Here is a 16,179-nt window from a genome sequence, read left to right as displayed (position 1 = left end):
AGGGATGCACGGGCTCCGGGGATCACCAGGTCTTGGAAATCGACAGGCGGAACTCACGCCCGAACAGCTCGTAGCTCGAGATGTTGAAGCCGTCCGACTTGCGGCGGTTGATGTTGGCCGGGCTGGTCAGGTTGGCCCCGGCCAGCGCCACCTGCACGCCGTTGCCGAAGGTGTAGCCGACGCGGGCGTCCACCGACTTGCGCGGGTCGCGATAGGTGTCGAGGTCGGGATTGGCGCCGAACGCGCTGCTGGTCGCCTTGCCCTGGTAGGAATAGGCGACGCGGGCCTGGAAGCCGCCGCGCTCGTAATAACCCTGCAGATTGAAGATCTTATCGGCCTGATTGAAGAACGGCACGTGGCCGTCAGGGCGACCCGGCACGACGATCTCGACCTCGGAGTCGATGAACGAGGCGTTGGCGAACACGCCCAGGCCGTCGAACGGCGCGGGCAGTTCCTTGAAGTCCTTCTGCACGCCCAGCTCGATGCCGCGGATGAAACCCGGCTTGGCGTTGGCGACCGTGCTCTCGACGTAGTTGTCGTAGGTGACGGTCTCGAACTTGTAGTTCTTGTACTCGTTGCCGATGCTGTAGACGGCGTTCTCGACGCGCTTGTGGAACGCCCCGACGCTGACCGAACCCGAATTGTCCGGGAAGTAGTAGGCCAGCGAGGCGTCGAAGTTCAGCGCCTTGTAGGGCTTGAGGTTCGGGTTGCCGATCTCGACCGAGGCGTTCAGCTCGACCTTGTTGTTGGTGCGGTCGTAGAACTCGCTGACCACGACCGTCGAGATGGGCGCGATGTCGGTATAGTCGGGGCGGCCGATATTGGTCGTGACCGAGGCGCGCAGCTGCCAAGCCTTGGTCATGTCCCACTTCAGCACCGCCGCCGGCAGGACGTTGGTGTAGTCGTGCTGGCGCGAGATATCGATGATGTCGCTGGTCTTGAACGGCACCTCGCCGAGACGCGAGCGGCCCGCCGGAGTGTTGGGATCAGCCGAGACCTGGGCGACGAAGCCCTGGGCGAAGATGTCCGACTTGGTCTTCTCGACGCGCACGCCCGTGGTGACGCTGAAGTCCGGCGTGAAGTGCAGCTCGCCCATCACGTAGCCGGCGAAGATGTCTTCGTTCAGCTTGTAGTCGTTCTCCATCGAGTTGGCCGCCGCGCCGGCCGCGTCATAGGTGAAGTAGGTCGGGTTGGCCGCGAAGAAGGCCTCGTAGCCGAAGCGGTTCGGGGCCAGCAGCGACAGGCCAGACACCGGCTGATAGGTCTCGCCGCGGCCGTCTTCGAACCGCATGAAGAGGTTGGGGGCGCTGGCCAGCGTCGTCTTGGGGCCGGTGAACTGGTAGCGGTAGTCGGTGTCGTCCACCGACTTGTCGCGCGACAGCACCTTCAGGCCGGTGCGGAACTCCAGCTCACGGCCGCCGATGTCGCCGTCCCAGGTCAGGTCCAGATTGCCGGTGTAGGTCTCTTCGACCACGGTCGAGGTGACGCCACGCAGGCGGTACATCGTGTTGAAGGCCGGATCCAGGAACGTCAGGCCGCCCGACAGCGCGGTGTTGTAGCCGGTCGGCCGCAGCAGGCCTTCGCTGGTGCGGGCGAAGGTGATCGCCGGCGCTTCGGTCGGCAGGGCGCCGGTCGTGTCGGTGATCGACTCGAAGTAGCGCTGGTAGGGGTTCAGCTCCTTGGCGGTCGTGTAGTTCAGGTCGCCGACCAGCTTCCAGCCCTTGCCGAAGCGGTGTTCGCCGCCGACGACGAACTGCTGGACCGGGCGCTCCTGGACCTCGACGCGGTTCTCCATCTGCGACCGATAGGCGGCAAAGCCGAACTCGGTCTGCGAGGTCGGGTTCAGGATCGGGCGACGCACGGCCGGCGCTGCCACGGCCCGCCCCTGCAGGCCGCGCAGGGTGATCTGCGGACGGGTGCGGTCATCGTTGTACTGGGTGAAGAAATAGCGGGCCCAGGCCTTGGTGTCGTCGTTGGGCCGATACTCGATGTTGCCCGAGAAGCCGTAGCGCTCCTTCTCGCCGATGGACTGCGCGTAGACGATGCTGGTCGGGAACAGGTAGTGGGCCGGATAGCCCGCGACCGCCTGCGAACCCGACGAGGTGTATTGCTGCGAGGTGTACTGCTTGAACCAGTATTCGCCGCTGACGAAGACGGCGAACTCGTCATTGGCGCCGAAGCGGTCGCTCATCGACAGGTTGGCCGCGTAGATCTTACTGTCCTTGCCAAAGTCGTTGTAGCCGGCCTCGGCGCTGGCGTTGATGTAGCGGCCCGCATGGTCGAAGCCCGTGGGCGTGACGATGTTGATCGTGCCGCCGATCGACTGGCCGTCCATGTAGGGCAGCGTGACCTTGTGGATCTCGACGCGCGACAGGGCGCTGGCGCTCAGCACGTCCAGCGGCGCGGCGCGGCCCGACTCCCCGTCGGTGTCCGAGACGGCGATGGTCTGGCCGTTCATCGTCACGTTGTTCAGGATCGGATCGGCGCCGCGGATAGAGACGTAGCGCCCCTCGCCCTGGTCGCGGATCAGATAGACCGAGGTCAGGCGACGCAGCGCCTCGGCGATGTTGGTGTCGGGCAGCTTGCCGACGTCGTCCGCTGACTGCACCTCGACCAGGTTGTCGGCCGACCGCGTGATCTCACGGGCGTTGGCCAGGCCCTTGCGGAAGCTGCTGACCACCAGCGTGTCGACGGTGTTTTCAGCCGTCGCGGCGGTCTCTTCGGCCATGGCCGGCGTGCAGACGCCCAAGGCCAAAAGCGAGCAGCCGCCCAGAGCCGCGAGCTTCGAAAAATGTCTCATGATCCCCTCAATCAGCGAGAAATCGCTGCGCCGCATGGATGCGCGCTTTGGGGAAGACGCAGGCCGATCGGCCTCGTGAGTGAAGCTTTTATGAAGTTGTCATCAGGCACAGAAAGCCGTGGCGCATCCGAATTTCAGCTCATATGAGGGAAAAATACGCCGTCACATTCACGACATCACAGACCATAGGGAATTACGATGCCCGCATTGCACAAACTCGTCTCTATATCCGCCTCTGTTCTATGCGCATGCTCCATCAATACTGAAATCGCCACCGCTACCCCAGAAAATAAACCGGCCGTCGAGACTTTCGAGATCCAGGCCGTGCGCGAGACCGTTCCGGTCGCCTCGCCCAATGACGCGGCCGATGATCCGGCGATCTGGCGCAATCCGGCGGACCCGACCAAGAGCCTGATCGTCGGCACCGACAAGGAGTGGGGCCTGCACGTCTACGACCTGTCAGGCGCCCTGCTCGCCTCGGCCCCGGCGGGCCTGGTCAACAATGTCGACCTGCGCGTCGACGTGCTGATCAAGGGTAAGCCGGGTGTACTGGTCGCCGCCACCGACCGCAGCGAGGACCCGAACGGCAAGCTGGCCCTCTATGCGCTGGAGAGCACGCCTGTCGGCCTGCGCCATCTGGGTCATCCGCGTGTCGAGGGCGATGGCGTCGGCGACGTCTACGGCTTCTGCCTGTGGCGGCGCGCCGCCGACCAGGTGTTCGCGATCATCGCCTACAACAACGGCGACGTGCGCGAGTACGCGCTGGACCTGTCGAGCGCCACGCCGACCGCCAAGCTGGTCCGGGACGTGCGCCTGGCCACCCAGACCGAGGGCTGCGTCGTCGATGACCGCACAGGCCTGCTCTATGTCGGCGAGGAAGAGCGCGGGATCTGGCGCATGGACCCCGCGCCCGACAGCAAGGCCGCGCCCGTCCTGTTCGCCGCTGTGGACGGCGTGCGGCTGATCCCCGACATCGAGGGCCTGGCCATCATGCCTGAAGGCAAGCGCGGCGGCGTGCTGATCGCCTCCAGCCAGAACGACAACGCCTATGTCGCCTACGACCTGGAGACCGGCCGTTACCTGCGCCGTTTCCGCGTCACCGGCTCGGGCGCGGTGGACGGGGTGACCGACACCGACGGCCTGGAGTTCGCCCCCGGCGACTTCGGTGCGCCGTTCCAGGACAGCCTGTTCGTCGTGCAGGACGGCGACAACAGCCCCGACAAGCAGAACTTCAAGCTAATCCCCGGCGGGGCGCTAAAGCGACTGCTGTCGCGCTAGTCGTGCGTCGCCTTGGGCGCGCTGGCCTTCTGGAAGAACGGCGGCACGCCTTTGCGGAAGCTGTCGAACTTCCTTTGCGCCTCGGCTAGCCGCTGCTTCATCTCGGCCACCACCTCGGGATGGCGCTCGGCGACGCTGTAGCTCTCCGACGGATCGGCCTCGATGTCGTAGAGCTCGTCATAGCCGCGCTTGGAGAAGTCCTGGATGCCGCCGCGCCAGTGGGCCTTGGCGACATATTTCCAGCGCTGGGTGCGGATGCCGACGATGTCCTCGTTGTTGAACAGCAGGATGGCGTCGTGCGGCGAGGCCGCTCCTTTCAGCAGGACGTCGCTGACGTCCTTGCCGTCCAGCTCGACACCCGCCGGCGGGGCGTAGCCGGCCATGGCGCAGAAGGTCGGCAGGAAGTCGATGGCCGACAGGATGGCGCTGGTCTTCTTGCCGGCCGGCACGTGGCCCGGACGCCAGGCCAGGAACGGCACGTGATAGCCGCCGTCGTATGCCGCCCCGCCCTTGCGGTCGCGCAGGCCGCCGCTGGAGCCTTCGAACCAGGGGCCATTGTCGGAGGTGAACAGCACCAGCGTGTCCTCGGCCAGGCCCAGGGCCTTCAGCTTGGACAGAACCCGACCGACGATGTCGTCGATCTCGCGCACGAAGTCGCCGTACGGGCCTTGGATGGTGACCCCGTCGTAGGTCTTCGACGGCACGGCCGGCAAGTGCGGCGCGCTCAGCGCCAGCTCCAGGAAGAACGGCCGGTCCTTGTTCTGCTCGATGAACTGCTCGGCGCGAGTCACGAACATCTGCTGCAGGTCATGCAGGTCGACGTCCTTGCCCGACGTCGCCTCCGGCCCCTTGATGTCGAACATCTGCAGGGGCGCCATGTCGTGGCTGTAGGGGATGCCGTAGAACTGGTCGAAGCCGTGCTTGGTCGGCGGCCACCAGGGCGCGGTGTGACCCAGGTGCCATTTGCCGACCAAGGCCGTGGCGTAGTCGGCCTTCAGAGCGTGGGCGATGGTCTTCTCTTCGAGGGGCAGGCCCCGGTCGTCGCCGATCAGGATCACCTCCCAGGCCAGGCCCGTGCGGATCGGATAGCGCCCCGTCAGCAGGCCCGCCCGCGACGGCGTGCACATATTGGCGGCCGAGTAGTAGCTCTGGCCCGTCAGCCCCTCCTCCGCCATCCGGCTGAGGGACGGCGTCGGGATCTTGCCGCCGAACGGCTGCACGTCGCCAAAGCCCAGGTCATCGCACAAGATGACCACGAAGTTGGGCTTACGCGCCGGTTTGCCCACCGCCGCCTTGGGCAGCACCGAGGCCGCCGCCGCGACGGCGCCGACATTGAGAAGCTTGCGTCTGTTCAGGGCCACGGAGGGTCTCCCGGATGATGGCCAAAAGGGCGCCGCGACGCTGGACGCGGGAGAGCGTTTGATCAGCGTCGCGGCGCGTGTCAGCGCGGATTCCGTCAGTAACGGAAGCGCAGGCCCGCGCTGAACAGCCGGTCGTTCTTGACGTGCGAGAGCAGGCGCTCCTTCACGGTCTGGTAGGTGTAGCCTTCGACGCCGTTCAGGTTCAGCGCCTCGAAGGTCACGGTCAGGCGCTCGTTGACGTCATAGCTGGCCGAGGCGTCCAGCTGGCCCACGGCCTTGGAGAAGATCGGCGAGCCGGCCACCGTGCCGGTCAGGAACTTCGAGCGCCAGTTGTAGGCCATGCGGGCCGAGAAGCCGTACTTCTCGTAGAAGGCCACCAGGTTGTAGCTGTTCTTCGACAGGCCCTCGAGCGGCAGGGTGTCGCCGGTGAACGGATCGGTGTTCGGGGTCGTGCTGTCGATGAAGGTGTAGTTGGCCTGGATGCCCAGGCCATCCAGCGCGCCCGGCAGCTCGGTGAAGCTGTGCTGCAGGCCCAGTTCGAAGCCCTGGACCTCGCCGCTGTTGCCGTTGCGCGGGCGGCTGAGGCGGAAGTCGTCGCGGCCCGGGAATTCCTTGTTCACGATGGTGATGTTGACGATCTCGTTGGCGATGAAGGCCGAGACGTCCTTCTTGAACACCGCGATCGACAGCAGGTCCGACGGGCGGAAGTACCATTCCAGCGAGGCGTCGTACTGGGTGGCTCGGAACGGATCCAGGGTCGGGTTGCCCGAGCTGGCCGTCTGGAAGCCGTAGTTGATGCTGGTGGCGGCCTTCAGCTGGTCGGCGGCGGCGCGGGCGATGACCTTGGCGGCGGCCAGGCGCAGCACCAGGTCGTCGGTCAGGTTCACCTTGAAGTTCGCGCTGGGCAGGACGTCCGTGTACTTGTTGGGATTGTCCTGCCAGGTCAGCGCGCCGGTCTTGTCGGGCAGGAAGGCGAACGAGTGGGAGTCGGTCTGGACGACCCGCACGCCGATATTGCCCGACCACGGCTTGCTGGCGATGTCGCCCGACAGGTTGGCCTGGACGTAGCCCCCCCAGGTTTTTTCCTGCACGTCGTAATAGGTGGTGATGTTCTTGGCGATCGGGACCGATAGGCCCCAGGCGCTCATCAGCTGGTCCAGGCCCGGACCGTTGACGAAGCTGGACGCATAGCCGGCCCAGCTGCGCGGCAGGTCGCCGCCCAGGCCCGACAGGAAGTCATTGCCCGTCGTCAGCGTGCCGGTGAAGGCGCCAGCCATCTGGCCCTGCATCGTCGAGACCGGCGTGTTGGTGAACTTGTTCGACAACGAGTCGTCATTCTGCTGGGCCAGGGTGCGCTTGCCGTAACGCACGCCGCCCTTCACCGACTCCAGGATGCCCTTGTCGAAATCGTACTTGGCGTCGAAGCGGACGGCGTCCTCGTTGTTGGCGGTGTGGCGCGACTGCGGGACCACTGTGTTGACCTTGTAGTTGGTCAGGTCATTCAGGTTGAAGCTGGGCAGCTTGACGGTCGGCAGGTCGGCGCCGCTGGCGAAGTCGTAGGCGATCGTCGTGGTGCTGTTGCCCACCAGGGTCGGATAGACCACCAGCGGCACGCGGTTGCGGCCGCGCGCGATGTTGGCTTTGCCGGTCACCTGCAGGCGGTCGGACAGATCCCACTTCACGTCCAGCTGCGAGGTGTAGTTGGTCTGGTTGGTCGGCTCGACGAAGTTGTTGGTCAGCACATTGCCGTTGTTGACCGTGGCCGAGATCAGCGTGCCGTTCTCGTTGCGCTTGAAGGCGGTCGTGTTGGCGCGGGCCTTGTCGACGTCCAGGCGCAGCAGGCGGTAGTCGTTGCGGTACTTGAAGCGGTTGTAGCTGTTGGTCCAGGTGAACTGCAGGGTCGAGGTCGGGGCCCATTGCAGGGTGCCCACCGCGCCCAGGCGCTTGCGGTCCTGGGCCTGGCTGACGCTGCGCAGCTGGCGCGGACGCCACACTTCGTCCGGGGTCAGCGGGCCGCTGGTCGCGGTCTGGGTCACGCCGTCGCCGTTGATGTCGCCCAGGCCCACGCGGTCCCAGGCCAGGACGTCGAACTCGTCCGAGCGCAGCTTGCGCTCTTCGTACGAGACGTTCAGCAGCGCGCCGAAACGGCCGATGCTGGTGTCCCACTTGTTGGAGACCAGGCCCGACAGGCGCGGATACTTGGCGTCGCGGAAGTCGGCATAGCCGCCCTGCACGCTGCCGGTGATCGTCAGGCCGTCCAGGTCCAGCGGCTTGCGGGTGACCAGGTTGATCGTGCCGCCCAGGCCGCCTTCAATCATCTCGGCGCTGGGCGACTTGAAGACCTGCAGCTGGCCGAACAGTTCCGACGGGATGCTTTCGAACGACACGGCGCGGCCCGTGCCGTTGCCGGTCAGGGTCGAGCCGTCGATCTCGAAGCGGATCTGGGTCAGGCCGCGGATCGCCACGCCCGAGCCTTCGCCGTTCGAACGGCTGATCTGCACGCCGGTGATGCGTTGCAGGGACTCAGCGATGTTCTGGTCGGGCAGCTTGCCGATGTCCTCGGCCGAGATGGCGTCGACGATCTGGGCGGCGTCGCGCTTGACGGCCACGGCGTTGGCCAGCGACTTGCGGATGCCGCGCACCACGATCTCTTCGACCGAGGAGTCTTGAGCAGCGGCGGCGGGCGCGGCGTCCTGGGCCAGGGCCGGGCCGGCGGTCAGCAGGACGGCGGCCGAGCCGAGCAGCAGTTTGCGGATGTTCTGAGTCGTCATCTAGTTCTCCCCGATCTTGTTATTGCGGCCATCGCCTTGAGTTGGCGGCCTTACGCTTGGACACAGGTCGTCGCGCGACGAGCTCGCCTATTGGCGATCGCCTGAGCGGTCTGTTTCAGGAATGGGATTGAGGATGAGCGCGGACCGACGGCCCGTCTCGACGCCTATGCGGCGGCTGCCTTCACCACGTCTTCTCCCCGCACCTCATTTGTCTGTTGTCGACGAGAAAACATGACATCGATGTCAGGTCAATCGAAAACACTGACATCGTTGTCAGGTTACTGGACAGTCGCATGGCCGGTGTCCGTCCGTGCCAGCCAAAAAGGCTTGTGGCTTAAGGGTTTGCCAGCGCCGCGACGCTGTCGCGTTCGACCAGACCGTGGGCCAGGCAATGACCGCCGCTGGCGGCTTCGTCGCCGGGTGGGGACAGCAGCAGGTCGACCGCCATGGCCCCCATCTCGATGACCGGCTGTCGAATCGTGGTCAGGCCCGGCGAGTAGATCTGGGCCGCCGGGGCGTCATCGAAACCCACCACCGACAGGTCGCCGGGCACGCTCAAGCCCTGCTTCGAGGCCGCCACGATGGCGCCGAAGGCCATGGCGTCATTGGCGGCGAAGATGGCGGTCGGCCGCCCCTCCCCGCTCAGCAAGGTCCGGGCGGCGTCCTGGCCCGAGGGGAACTGGAAGTTGCCGTCGACAATCCAGGCCTCGCGCGGCTCAAGACCCCGCTCAGCCAGGGCGTCGCGGAAGCCCTCGAAACGCAGCCGCGCCGAGCTGTGCGTCGCCTGGCCCCGGATGAAGCCGATGTCGGTGTGGCCCCGGTCCAGCAGATAGGTCGTCATCTCATGGGCCGCCGCACGCTCGTCGATATGGACGTAGGGCGAGCGGTCCGGATCGCGGTCCGGCGAGATCCGCACATAGGGAATGTCCAGGTCGTCCAGGACCTTGAGAACCTCGGCGTTGTCGCACAGCGGCGGGGTCAGCAGCACGCCGTCCAGGCGCAGGGCGGTGATGCTGGCGGTCAGCTCGGTCGTCCAGCTGGCCGCCTTGATGTCGACCGGCTCGACCACCAGGTGGCAGCCGCGCAGCCGCGCGCGCTTCAAGGCCCCCAGTTGGACGTCGCCGGCATAGTGCGAGCTGGGGTTATCGAGGACGAGGCCCAGCAGATACGAGCGCGAGCCCGACAGGCTGCGGGCGGCGGCGTTGGGGCGATAGTTCAGGGCCTTGATCGCGGCCAGGACCTTCTCGCGGACCTCCTCGCGCACCCAGCGTTCGCCATTGTGGACGCGGGACACCGTCTTGGGCGAGACGCCGGCATACTCCGCCACGTCCTTGATGCTGGCCCCTTTGGTCCGTTCCGTCACACGCCTGCTCTCAAACCCTTTGGCCCGAAGGCCCCCGCGCCTGCAATGTCACGAGACGACATCGAGGGCATTATTGACATCGATGTCAGTGACCTGAATATCCGCGCCATGCAAGCCGCCCTGCACATCGACGATCACCCCGGAATGCGGCTTGTGCGTGGCGGCGCCTTCGCGATGGGCTCGGACGACTTCTACGCCGACGAGAAACCGGTGCGGCGCGTGACCGTCGGCGACTTCCTGATGGACGCGACGCCGGTCACCAACGCCCAGTTCGCCGCCTTCGTCGCCGCGACGGGCCACGTCACTCAAGCCGAGATCGCGCCTGATCCGCGCGACTATCCCGGAATGCATCCGGACGACGCCGTCGCCGGCTCGATCGTCTTCGCCCCGCCCTCCGCCCCGGTCGACGTGCGTGGCCCGCCGCTGTGGTGGCGCTTCGTCCATGGCGCGGACTGGCGTCAACCGCTGGGTCCGGGTAGCGACATGGCCGGCCTCGAAGATCACCCCGTCGTCCATGTCGGCGTCGAGGACGCCCAGGCCTACGCCGCCTGGGCCGGCAAGGCCCTGCCGACCGAGGCCGAGTGGGAATATGCCGCGCGCGGCGGCCTGGACGGCGCGACCTATGCCTGGGGCGAGGACCTGGAGCCCGAGGGCCAGCCGATGGCCAAGATCTGGACCGGCGACTTCCCGCACCGAAACCTGGCCCCGCCAGGCCTGGAGCGCACCGCGCCCGTGGGCTCCTACCCCGCCAACGGCCACGGCCTGTTCGACATGATCGGCAATGTCTGGGAGTGGACCGCCGACTGGTACGCCGCGACACCGCCGGCCGCCGGCTGCTGCGGGACGCCGGCCAAGGTCCAAGCGGAGGACAGCCTCGACGCCGCCTCCCCCACGCCCTGGACGCCGCGCCGGGTGATCAAGGGCGGCTCGCACCTGTGCGCGCCCAGCTACTGCCAGCGCTATCGCCCGGCCGCGCGTTTCGCCCAGCCGATCGACACCACGACCTCACACCTGGGCTTCCGCTGCGTGGTGCGCCTCTAGCTCGCCAGGCGCGCCGACACCGCGTCGGCCAGGGACGACAGCGTCGCAGACAGGATCTGGTCGAACGGCCGGGGCTGCAGGTCCACGACACAGACCGTGCCCAACAGCCACCCGTCGGCGTCGCGGACGGGCGCGCCGGCGTAGAAGCGGACATGCGGCGCGCCGGTCACGAACGGGTTGTCGAACACCCGCGGATCGTCCCGCGTATCCTCGATCCACAACAGGCTGCGGTACTCCAGGCAATGACTGCAGAACGAAACGGCGCGCGGCGTCTCGGCGATGTCGACGCCGGCTCTCCCCTTGTAGAACTGGCGGTCCTGGCCAACGAAGGTGACCATGCCGGCCGTCGCGCCGAACAGGGTCTTGGCCGCCTCGGCGATGCGGTCGAACTCGGGATCACGCGCGGTATCAAGCACCGAGCTGCGGACCAGGGCCGCCAGCCGCAGCAGTTCCTCATGATCAGTCTGGGTCAGCATTTTCATGGGCGTTTCCTCTTGTTGTTGTTGGCTCACCGGCGCGCCCTCAGCAGGTCGCCGAAGGTGTTCTGGTCGAACTTCACCCGCGCCGTGACGTAGAAGCCCTGGCGGCTGTAGTTGGCCGAGGCGAAGTCGGGATCGTGGTAGCCGACCGCGTTCCAGCCGATGCTCATCCAGGTGTTCTCGGCCGGCGAGATCCCGATCGACGGGCCGATGGCATAGGCCGTGCCGCCGTTCTTGCCGGCGTGGCGCAGCGACAGGTTCACGCCCAGGTCGATCTTGCGGGTCAGGTCCAAGCGCGCCTCGGCGCCGATCACCTGCACGACGTTCGTCCGCGCCTCGCCCTCGAAGCGGCTGCGCACCAGCTTGGCGCCGTGATAGAGGCTGGCCTGCACCGCGCCCGGCGTGTGGTCGCCGCGGTCGCTGTCGAAATTGACCGCCAGGTTGTTGATCAGCTTGCCGGTGACGCCGGCGCCGCGGGCGGTGGCGCCGTAGCCGGCGGTCCCCTGCCCTTGCACGATGCCCTGCGCCTCCTCGCGGCGGACCTCCAGCTTGTCCAGCACCGCCCAGCGGCTGTCCAGCGGACGCCAGGCCAGCGAACCCGCGACCTCGGCCCCGCGCGAGATCGCGCCGTCCTGGGCCTTGGTCTCGTCGGCGCGGACCGTGACAGCGGCGGTGACGCCTTCGCGCAGCTGGCGCAGATAGGCGCCGCGCACGGCCCAGCTGTCGGTCTTGTCGCCACGACGCGCCTCGACGCGGCCGTTCCAGCTCCAGCCGTCGGCGCGATAGGCCGCGCCCAGGCTGACGGCGGTGTAGTCCTCGGTCGCCAGGGCGGCGCCGGTCGCTTTCGTGGCGACGGTGTTCGGATCCGGCGCCTTGCCCGCCAGGGTGCTGGCGGAGTCGATCGAGGCGTCCAGGGTCCAGCCGCCCTTCAGCTGGACGCTCTGGGCCAGGCCCAACTGGGCGAAGGTGCGCGGACCGAAGGCCGACAGATCCTGGCGGTTCAGGGCGCTGGTCAGGCGCGCGCCCTTCCACGGCGAGACCTCGACGCCGCCGCCGGTCACGGCCGCCTTGTAGTCCGTGCCCTTGATGATCTCGCGGCTGGCCAGGATGCGGATGCGCTCGCTGACCACATAGGTCGCGCCCAGCCGGCGGCGGACCGGGAAATCCAGGCTCTCGGCGTCGCCCAGGGCGAAGTCCGACGACGCCGTCACTTGCAGTTTGCGGTTCAGGAATTCGCGGCCGGCGGTCAGGGTCAAAAGGTCCGAACGGACCGCCTCGCCCTTCTCAGGGGTGTCGTGCGCCGATTTCACGCCCGCGCCGATGCGCAGGGCGTTCAGCTGGTAGTCCAGGCGGGCGTCGACCACCTCACGGACGTCGCCGCTGTCCAGATAGGTCTCGTGATAGGCCGAGACGTTCAGCGACAGGCGCTGGGTCAGGCGCGCCTTGCCGTCGACGCCGACCTTGCGCGCGCCCAGCTCGGCCAGGTTCTGCTGGCCCAGGCCAAAGGCCTTGTCAGCCTGACGGGCATAGCCCAGCACGTCGAAGCGGGCCGAGTGATGCTCGACCTCGGCGATCCAGGCCTCCTGGCGGCCGGTCTGCACCGACTGGCTGGTGGCGGCCTCCAGGCGCACCTCGGTGTCGGCGCGGGGACGCAGGGTCAGGTCTGCGGCGACCAGGTCGGTGTCGCTCTGCGCGGCGCCGGGACGGCCGTGCAGATAGGTGACGCCGGCGCGGGCTTTGCCCTTCAGGAGGTCGGCCGAAACACGCGCGCCGATCTCGGTGTTCTTCTCGCCGCTGCCCAGGATCTCGTAGTTGGCGACGATGACGTTCGGGTTCAGGTCGGCGTCGCGGCTGGCGATCGGATCGCGGAAGGTCAGCGCGCCGGTCGTGTAGTCGATGTCGTAGTCGACATAGCGCGTCATGGCGCGGACGCTCAGCACGCGCTCGGCCCGCAGGCGATCGCGGGTCTCGATCGTCACGGTCTCGGTGTTGGGCACGATGTCCCGGCGCGACAGCTGGTACAGGCTGGCCAGGCCCGAGCCCGGCAGTTCGTCGCGCACGTGGTCCTGCTCGGCGTCGGCCACGAAGCCCGCGACGCTGACAACCTTGCCCTGGCGCTCGAACTTCAGGCCGTTCAGCGTGCGGTCCGAGCGGCCCAGGCGCGTGGCGTCGAAGCCCGTCTGGAAGTCGCCGAACAGCGCGTAGAACGCCTTGCGCTCCAGGCGAACATACAGCTTGCGCTGGCTAGCGGCGTCATAGGCCTGACCCGAGCCGTCGCCATAGACGGTGTAGTAGCGGTCCGGATCGATGCCATAGGTCAGGCCGCGCTCGGGATCGGGCGAGCTCTTGCTGTCATAGGCCATGGTCAGCAGCCACGAGCCCTTCACGCGGCCCTTGGCGTAGAAGGCCAGCTGGCCATCGACCATGGTGCTGTCGCGGTCCTTGCGGGCCAGGGGCGCGGCGTGGCGCGACAGGGTGTTGTAGCCCGCCGTGCCGGCCGCGAAGCCGACCACGATCCAGTCCTGGCGCGCGGCGCTGAGCCAGGCGCGAACTTCGCTCGGCGCGGCCTGGTCCAGGCCCGGCAGCTTGAAGCGCAGCACGGCCGAACCGGCCTTGGTGGTCGGGGCCAGGGCGATCAGGGCGACGCCGTCCTGGCCGGTGACACGCCAGGTCGAGTTGCGTCCGGTTTCGCCCGCAAGGCGTTGATCTGATTGCGGATCGGGCGCGATCGCATAGGGCTCGGCGACTTCGACGGTCCCCATCGTGCCGGGGCGCACCGGGTGACCGAAGCGGTCGGTGAAGCGCACGGCCACGACCGGACCGTCCAGGCCGTCGGCGGTCAGCCGCGAGGCTTCCGTGACCAGGGCCGCCTTGGCCGGCGTGTTGGCGTAGGCGACCTCGCGCTTGACCTCGGCGATGACGTCGCCACGGCCGTTGGTGATGGTCGCGACCAGCAGGTTCGAGCCCTCGACCAGCGGCACACCGCGCCACATCGAGACGGCCATGGAGCCATCGGCGCTGGTCTCGACGCCGTCGCGCGCCAGCGGGTCGACCGGCGCGCCGTTGATGGTCAGGGCGACACGCGCGCCCGGCCCGTGCTTGACCACCACGCGGATGGCCGGCGCGACGGGGTTGTGGCCCTCGGCCGGGAACACGAAACCTTCGCCCAGCTCCTGGCCGGCGAACCAGTCGATCGTGCCGGGTGCGGCGTCCTCGGGCGGCGGCTCGACGGCGACTGAAGTCGACGGGGCCACGGCCGTGCGGCGCAGGCGGAATTCGAGACGCTGCAGCGCGCCTTCGCGGATCTCGACGAACTGCGAGAAGGCCCGCCCGGCGATGCGGGTGTCACGGCCGCAGGCGACGGCCTCCAGCCCGGCCGGCAGGGCGCCGGCGTCCAGCTGCACGACGTGTACGCCCGGCTTGACGCCCTCGAAGTGAAACAGGCCGTCGCGGTCCGAGACGACGTAGGTCCCGTCCTCCATCACCAAGCGCACGCCCGGCACGCCGATGCGGCCGTCTTCACGCCGTTTGGCGCAGGCGCCTTCGGTGACGCGGCCCACGATCGTGCCGGCGTCGGCCATCATCGGCGGCGCCACGCGTACCCTGGCCTCGGCCTCGCCGCTGTTGGCGCCCAGCGCTCCGGTGGCGATGGCGCGATTGACCGCGACCCCCACGGGGGCGTCCGGGCCGATGGCGACGACATAGGTGATCCTGGTCGCCGCCGCCGGGCCCATCGTGCCCAGGCCATAGGTCAGAGTCCGCCCGTCCGGACTGATCACAGGGTCTGGAATAGGCGCGCCGTCACGACGCGACGAATTCGTCACATATCGGAATCCGCGCGGCAGACTGTCCTTGGCCTCGACCATATTGATCGTTCGCGCCGAGCCCAGGTTGCGGATCGACAGGCTGTAGCCGACCAGGTCGCCGAACGTGCCCTTCTGGATCGAGGCGGACTTCTCCAGCGACAGGCCCTGGACGAAACGGCGCGCGACGACGGGCAGCTTGCCGCTGTCCAGGGGGATGTCGACCTGCAGGGGGTCCACCTGAACGAGGTCGAACGCCGCGCCCCAGGAGGCCGGCGAGATCTTGAACGCGTCCCCGTCCGGGGCCGTCAATTTGGCCAAGGCCTTCTCGGTGGCCGAGGATGGGGCGGAATAGCCGTCGGGCGGCTCGACGAACAGCGCGTACCGCCCCGAGGCCGTCAGTGGGAAACGGTATTCGCCTGGCGCGAACTGATAGACCGCCCCGCCGCTGTCGACGACGTCGTGGCCGCTGATCACGGTGGAGGGATAGACGCTGACACCGTCGTCGCCGAACACCTTGGCGGGCGCTCCCGTTGTCTGGTCGACCAGGGTCACGCGGGCGCCGTCGATCGCCTTGCCGGTGCGGGAGTCGAAGACGTAGCCGTAGGGGTCGATCAGCGCCGAGGCGGTCGCCGACGTGCCGTCGTAGAAGTCGGCCACGGTGACGTCGAGCGCGTTGCCGCGCGGCGCCGAGATCTGGCAGTCGAAGCTGGTCGGCGTGCTGTCGGTGACGGGGATGTAGCCCAGGAACCGGCCGGTGTCGGGACCTGTCTCCCAAACCTTGATCGTCTCCTTGTCGCCCAGTGAGGTCTTGATGGTGATCGCCATCTGGTCGCGCGTCGCCGCATCGCGGTTGGCGTCGGGCGCGGAGATGAAGATGAAGACCGGCTCGCCGGCGTGGAACGAGGTCGCCGTGCGCAGCTTGACCGCCGTGGGGTCGAAGCCTGCGCCGCTCGAGGTGTCGGGGGAGACGTAGCCCCTGCCCTCGATCAGGCATTGGGTGGTGCTGACGTCGCGTGGCGTGCCCTCGGCCCCGACGGCCATGCGCAGCAGCTTGATCGCCGGCGCCTTGCTGGCCGTGACGGTCAGGGTGGTGGTGTTGGAATTGACGCCCGTCGTCGCCGTCCCGCTGGCGTAGCTCAGTCGCGCGGTGTTGGAGATGACGGCCGTCTGCCGCGCATGCGCCGGCGCGCAGAGCCCGGCGGCGATCGCCAGGCCTGTCAGCGCGAGTTTGATGCGGGCGAAAAGCTTCATGCGAGCGTGAGGGGCCGTTCCGGGCGGCG

8 protein-coding genes are annotated in these 16,179 nt (G+C 67.8%); 2 read left to right on the top strand and 6 right to left on the bottom strand.

What is annotated here, in order from left to right:
- Nucleotides 1-22 precede the first annotated feature (22 nt).
- Nucleotides 23-2,800, bottom strand: coding sequence for a TonB-dependent receptor (locus AC1RRR_RS00850; RefSeq protein WP_492809758.1), 2,778 nt, complete (start codon nucleotides 2,798-2,800; stop codon nucleotides 23-25).
- A 198-nt stretch (nucleotides 2,801-2,998) separates the two neighbouring features.
- Between AC1RRR_RS00850 and AC1RRR_RS00845 the strand changes: the two genes are divergently transcribed.
- Nucleotides 2,999-4,078 (top strand): phytase, encoded by a 1,080-nt coding sequence (locus AC1RRR_RS00845; RefSeq protein ID WP_492809756.1) that lies wholly within the window; start codon nucleotides 2,999-3,001, stop codon nucleotides 4,076-4,078.
- On the opposite strand, the gene AC1RRR_RS00840 is transcribed toward AC1RRR_RS00845, so the two are convergent.
- From AC1RRR_RS00840 to AC1RRR_RS00830, 3 genes are all read right to left on the bottom strand, one after another.
- Nucleotides 4,075-5,439, bottom strand: coding sequence for a sulfatase family protein (locus tag AC1RRR_RS00840; protein ID WP_492809755.1), 1,365 nt, complete (start codon nucleotides 5,437-5,439; stop codon nucleotides 4,075-4,077). The two genes, AC1RRR_RS00845 and AC1RRR_RS00840, sit on opposite strands and share 4 nt — an antisense overlap.
- 95 nt (nucleotides 5,440-5,534) lie before the next feature.
- A complete protein-coding gene (locus AC1RRR_RS00835; protein ID WP_492809753.1) occupies nucleotides 5,535-8,210 on the bottom strand; it encodes a TonB-dependent receptor in 2,676 nt (891 codons plus the stop codon).
- Nucleotides 8,211-8,544: 334 nt separating this feature from the next.
- Nucleotides 8,545-9,573: a LacI family DNA-binding transcriptional regulator gene (locus AC1RRR_RS00830; RefSeq protein ID WP_492809752.1), complete on the bottom strand. Its 1,029-nt coding sequence runs from the start codon at nucleotides 9,571-9,573 to the stop codon at nucleotides 8,545-8,547.
- 45 nt (nucleotides 9,574-9,618) lie between these two features.
- Between AC1RRR_RS00830 and AC1RRR_RS00825 the strand changes: the two genes are divergently transcribed.
- On the top strand, nucleotides 9,619-10,614 hold the full coding sequence (locus tag AC1RRR_RS00825; protein WP_492809750.1) for a formylglycine-generating enzyme family protein: 996 nt from the start codon (nucleotides 9,619-9,621) through the stop codon (nucleotides 10,612-10,614).
- Here AC1RRR_RS00825 and AC1RRR_RS00820 read toward each other — a convergent pair.
- Together AC1RRR_RS00820 and AC1RRR_RS00815 are read right to left on the bottom strand one after the other, a co-directional pair.
- Nucleotides 10,611-11,096 carry a GAF domain-containing protein gene (locus AC1RRR_RS00820; protein ID WP_492809748.1) on the bottom strand — a complete coding sequence of 162 codons (486 nt, stop codon included), beginning with the start codon at nucleotides 11,094-11,096 and terminating at the stop codon, nucleotides 10,611-10,613. The two genes, AC1RRR_RS00825 and AC1RRR_RS00820, sit on opposite strands and share 4 nt — an antisense overlap.
- A gap of 26 nt (nucleotides 11,097-11,122) precedes the next feature.
- Nucleotides 11,123-16,150: a hypothetical protein gene (locus AC1RRR_RS00815; RefSeq protein WP_492809746.1), complete on the bottom strand. Its 5,028-nt coding sequence runs from the start codon at nucleotides 16,148-16,150 to the stop codon at nucleotides 11,123-11,125.
- Nucleotides 16,151-16,179: the final 29 nt, after the last annotated feature.

It is taken from the genome of Caulobacter sp. GW821-FHT12D05 (assembly GCF_058807295.1).
Note: the sequence above shows the minus strand (reverse complement) of the source record. Positions and strands in the feature narration are given on the sequence as shown.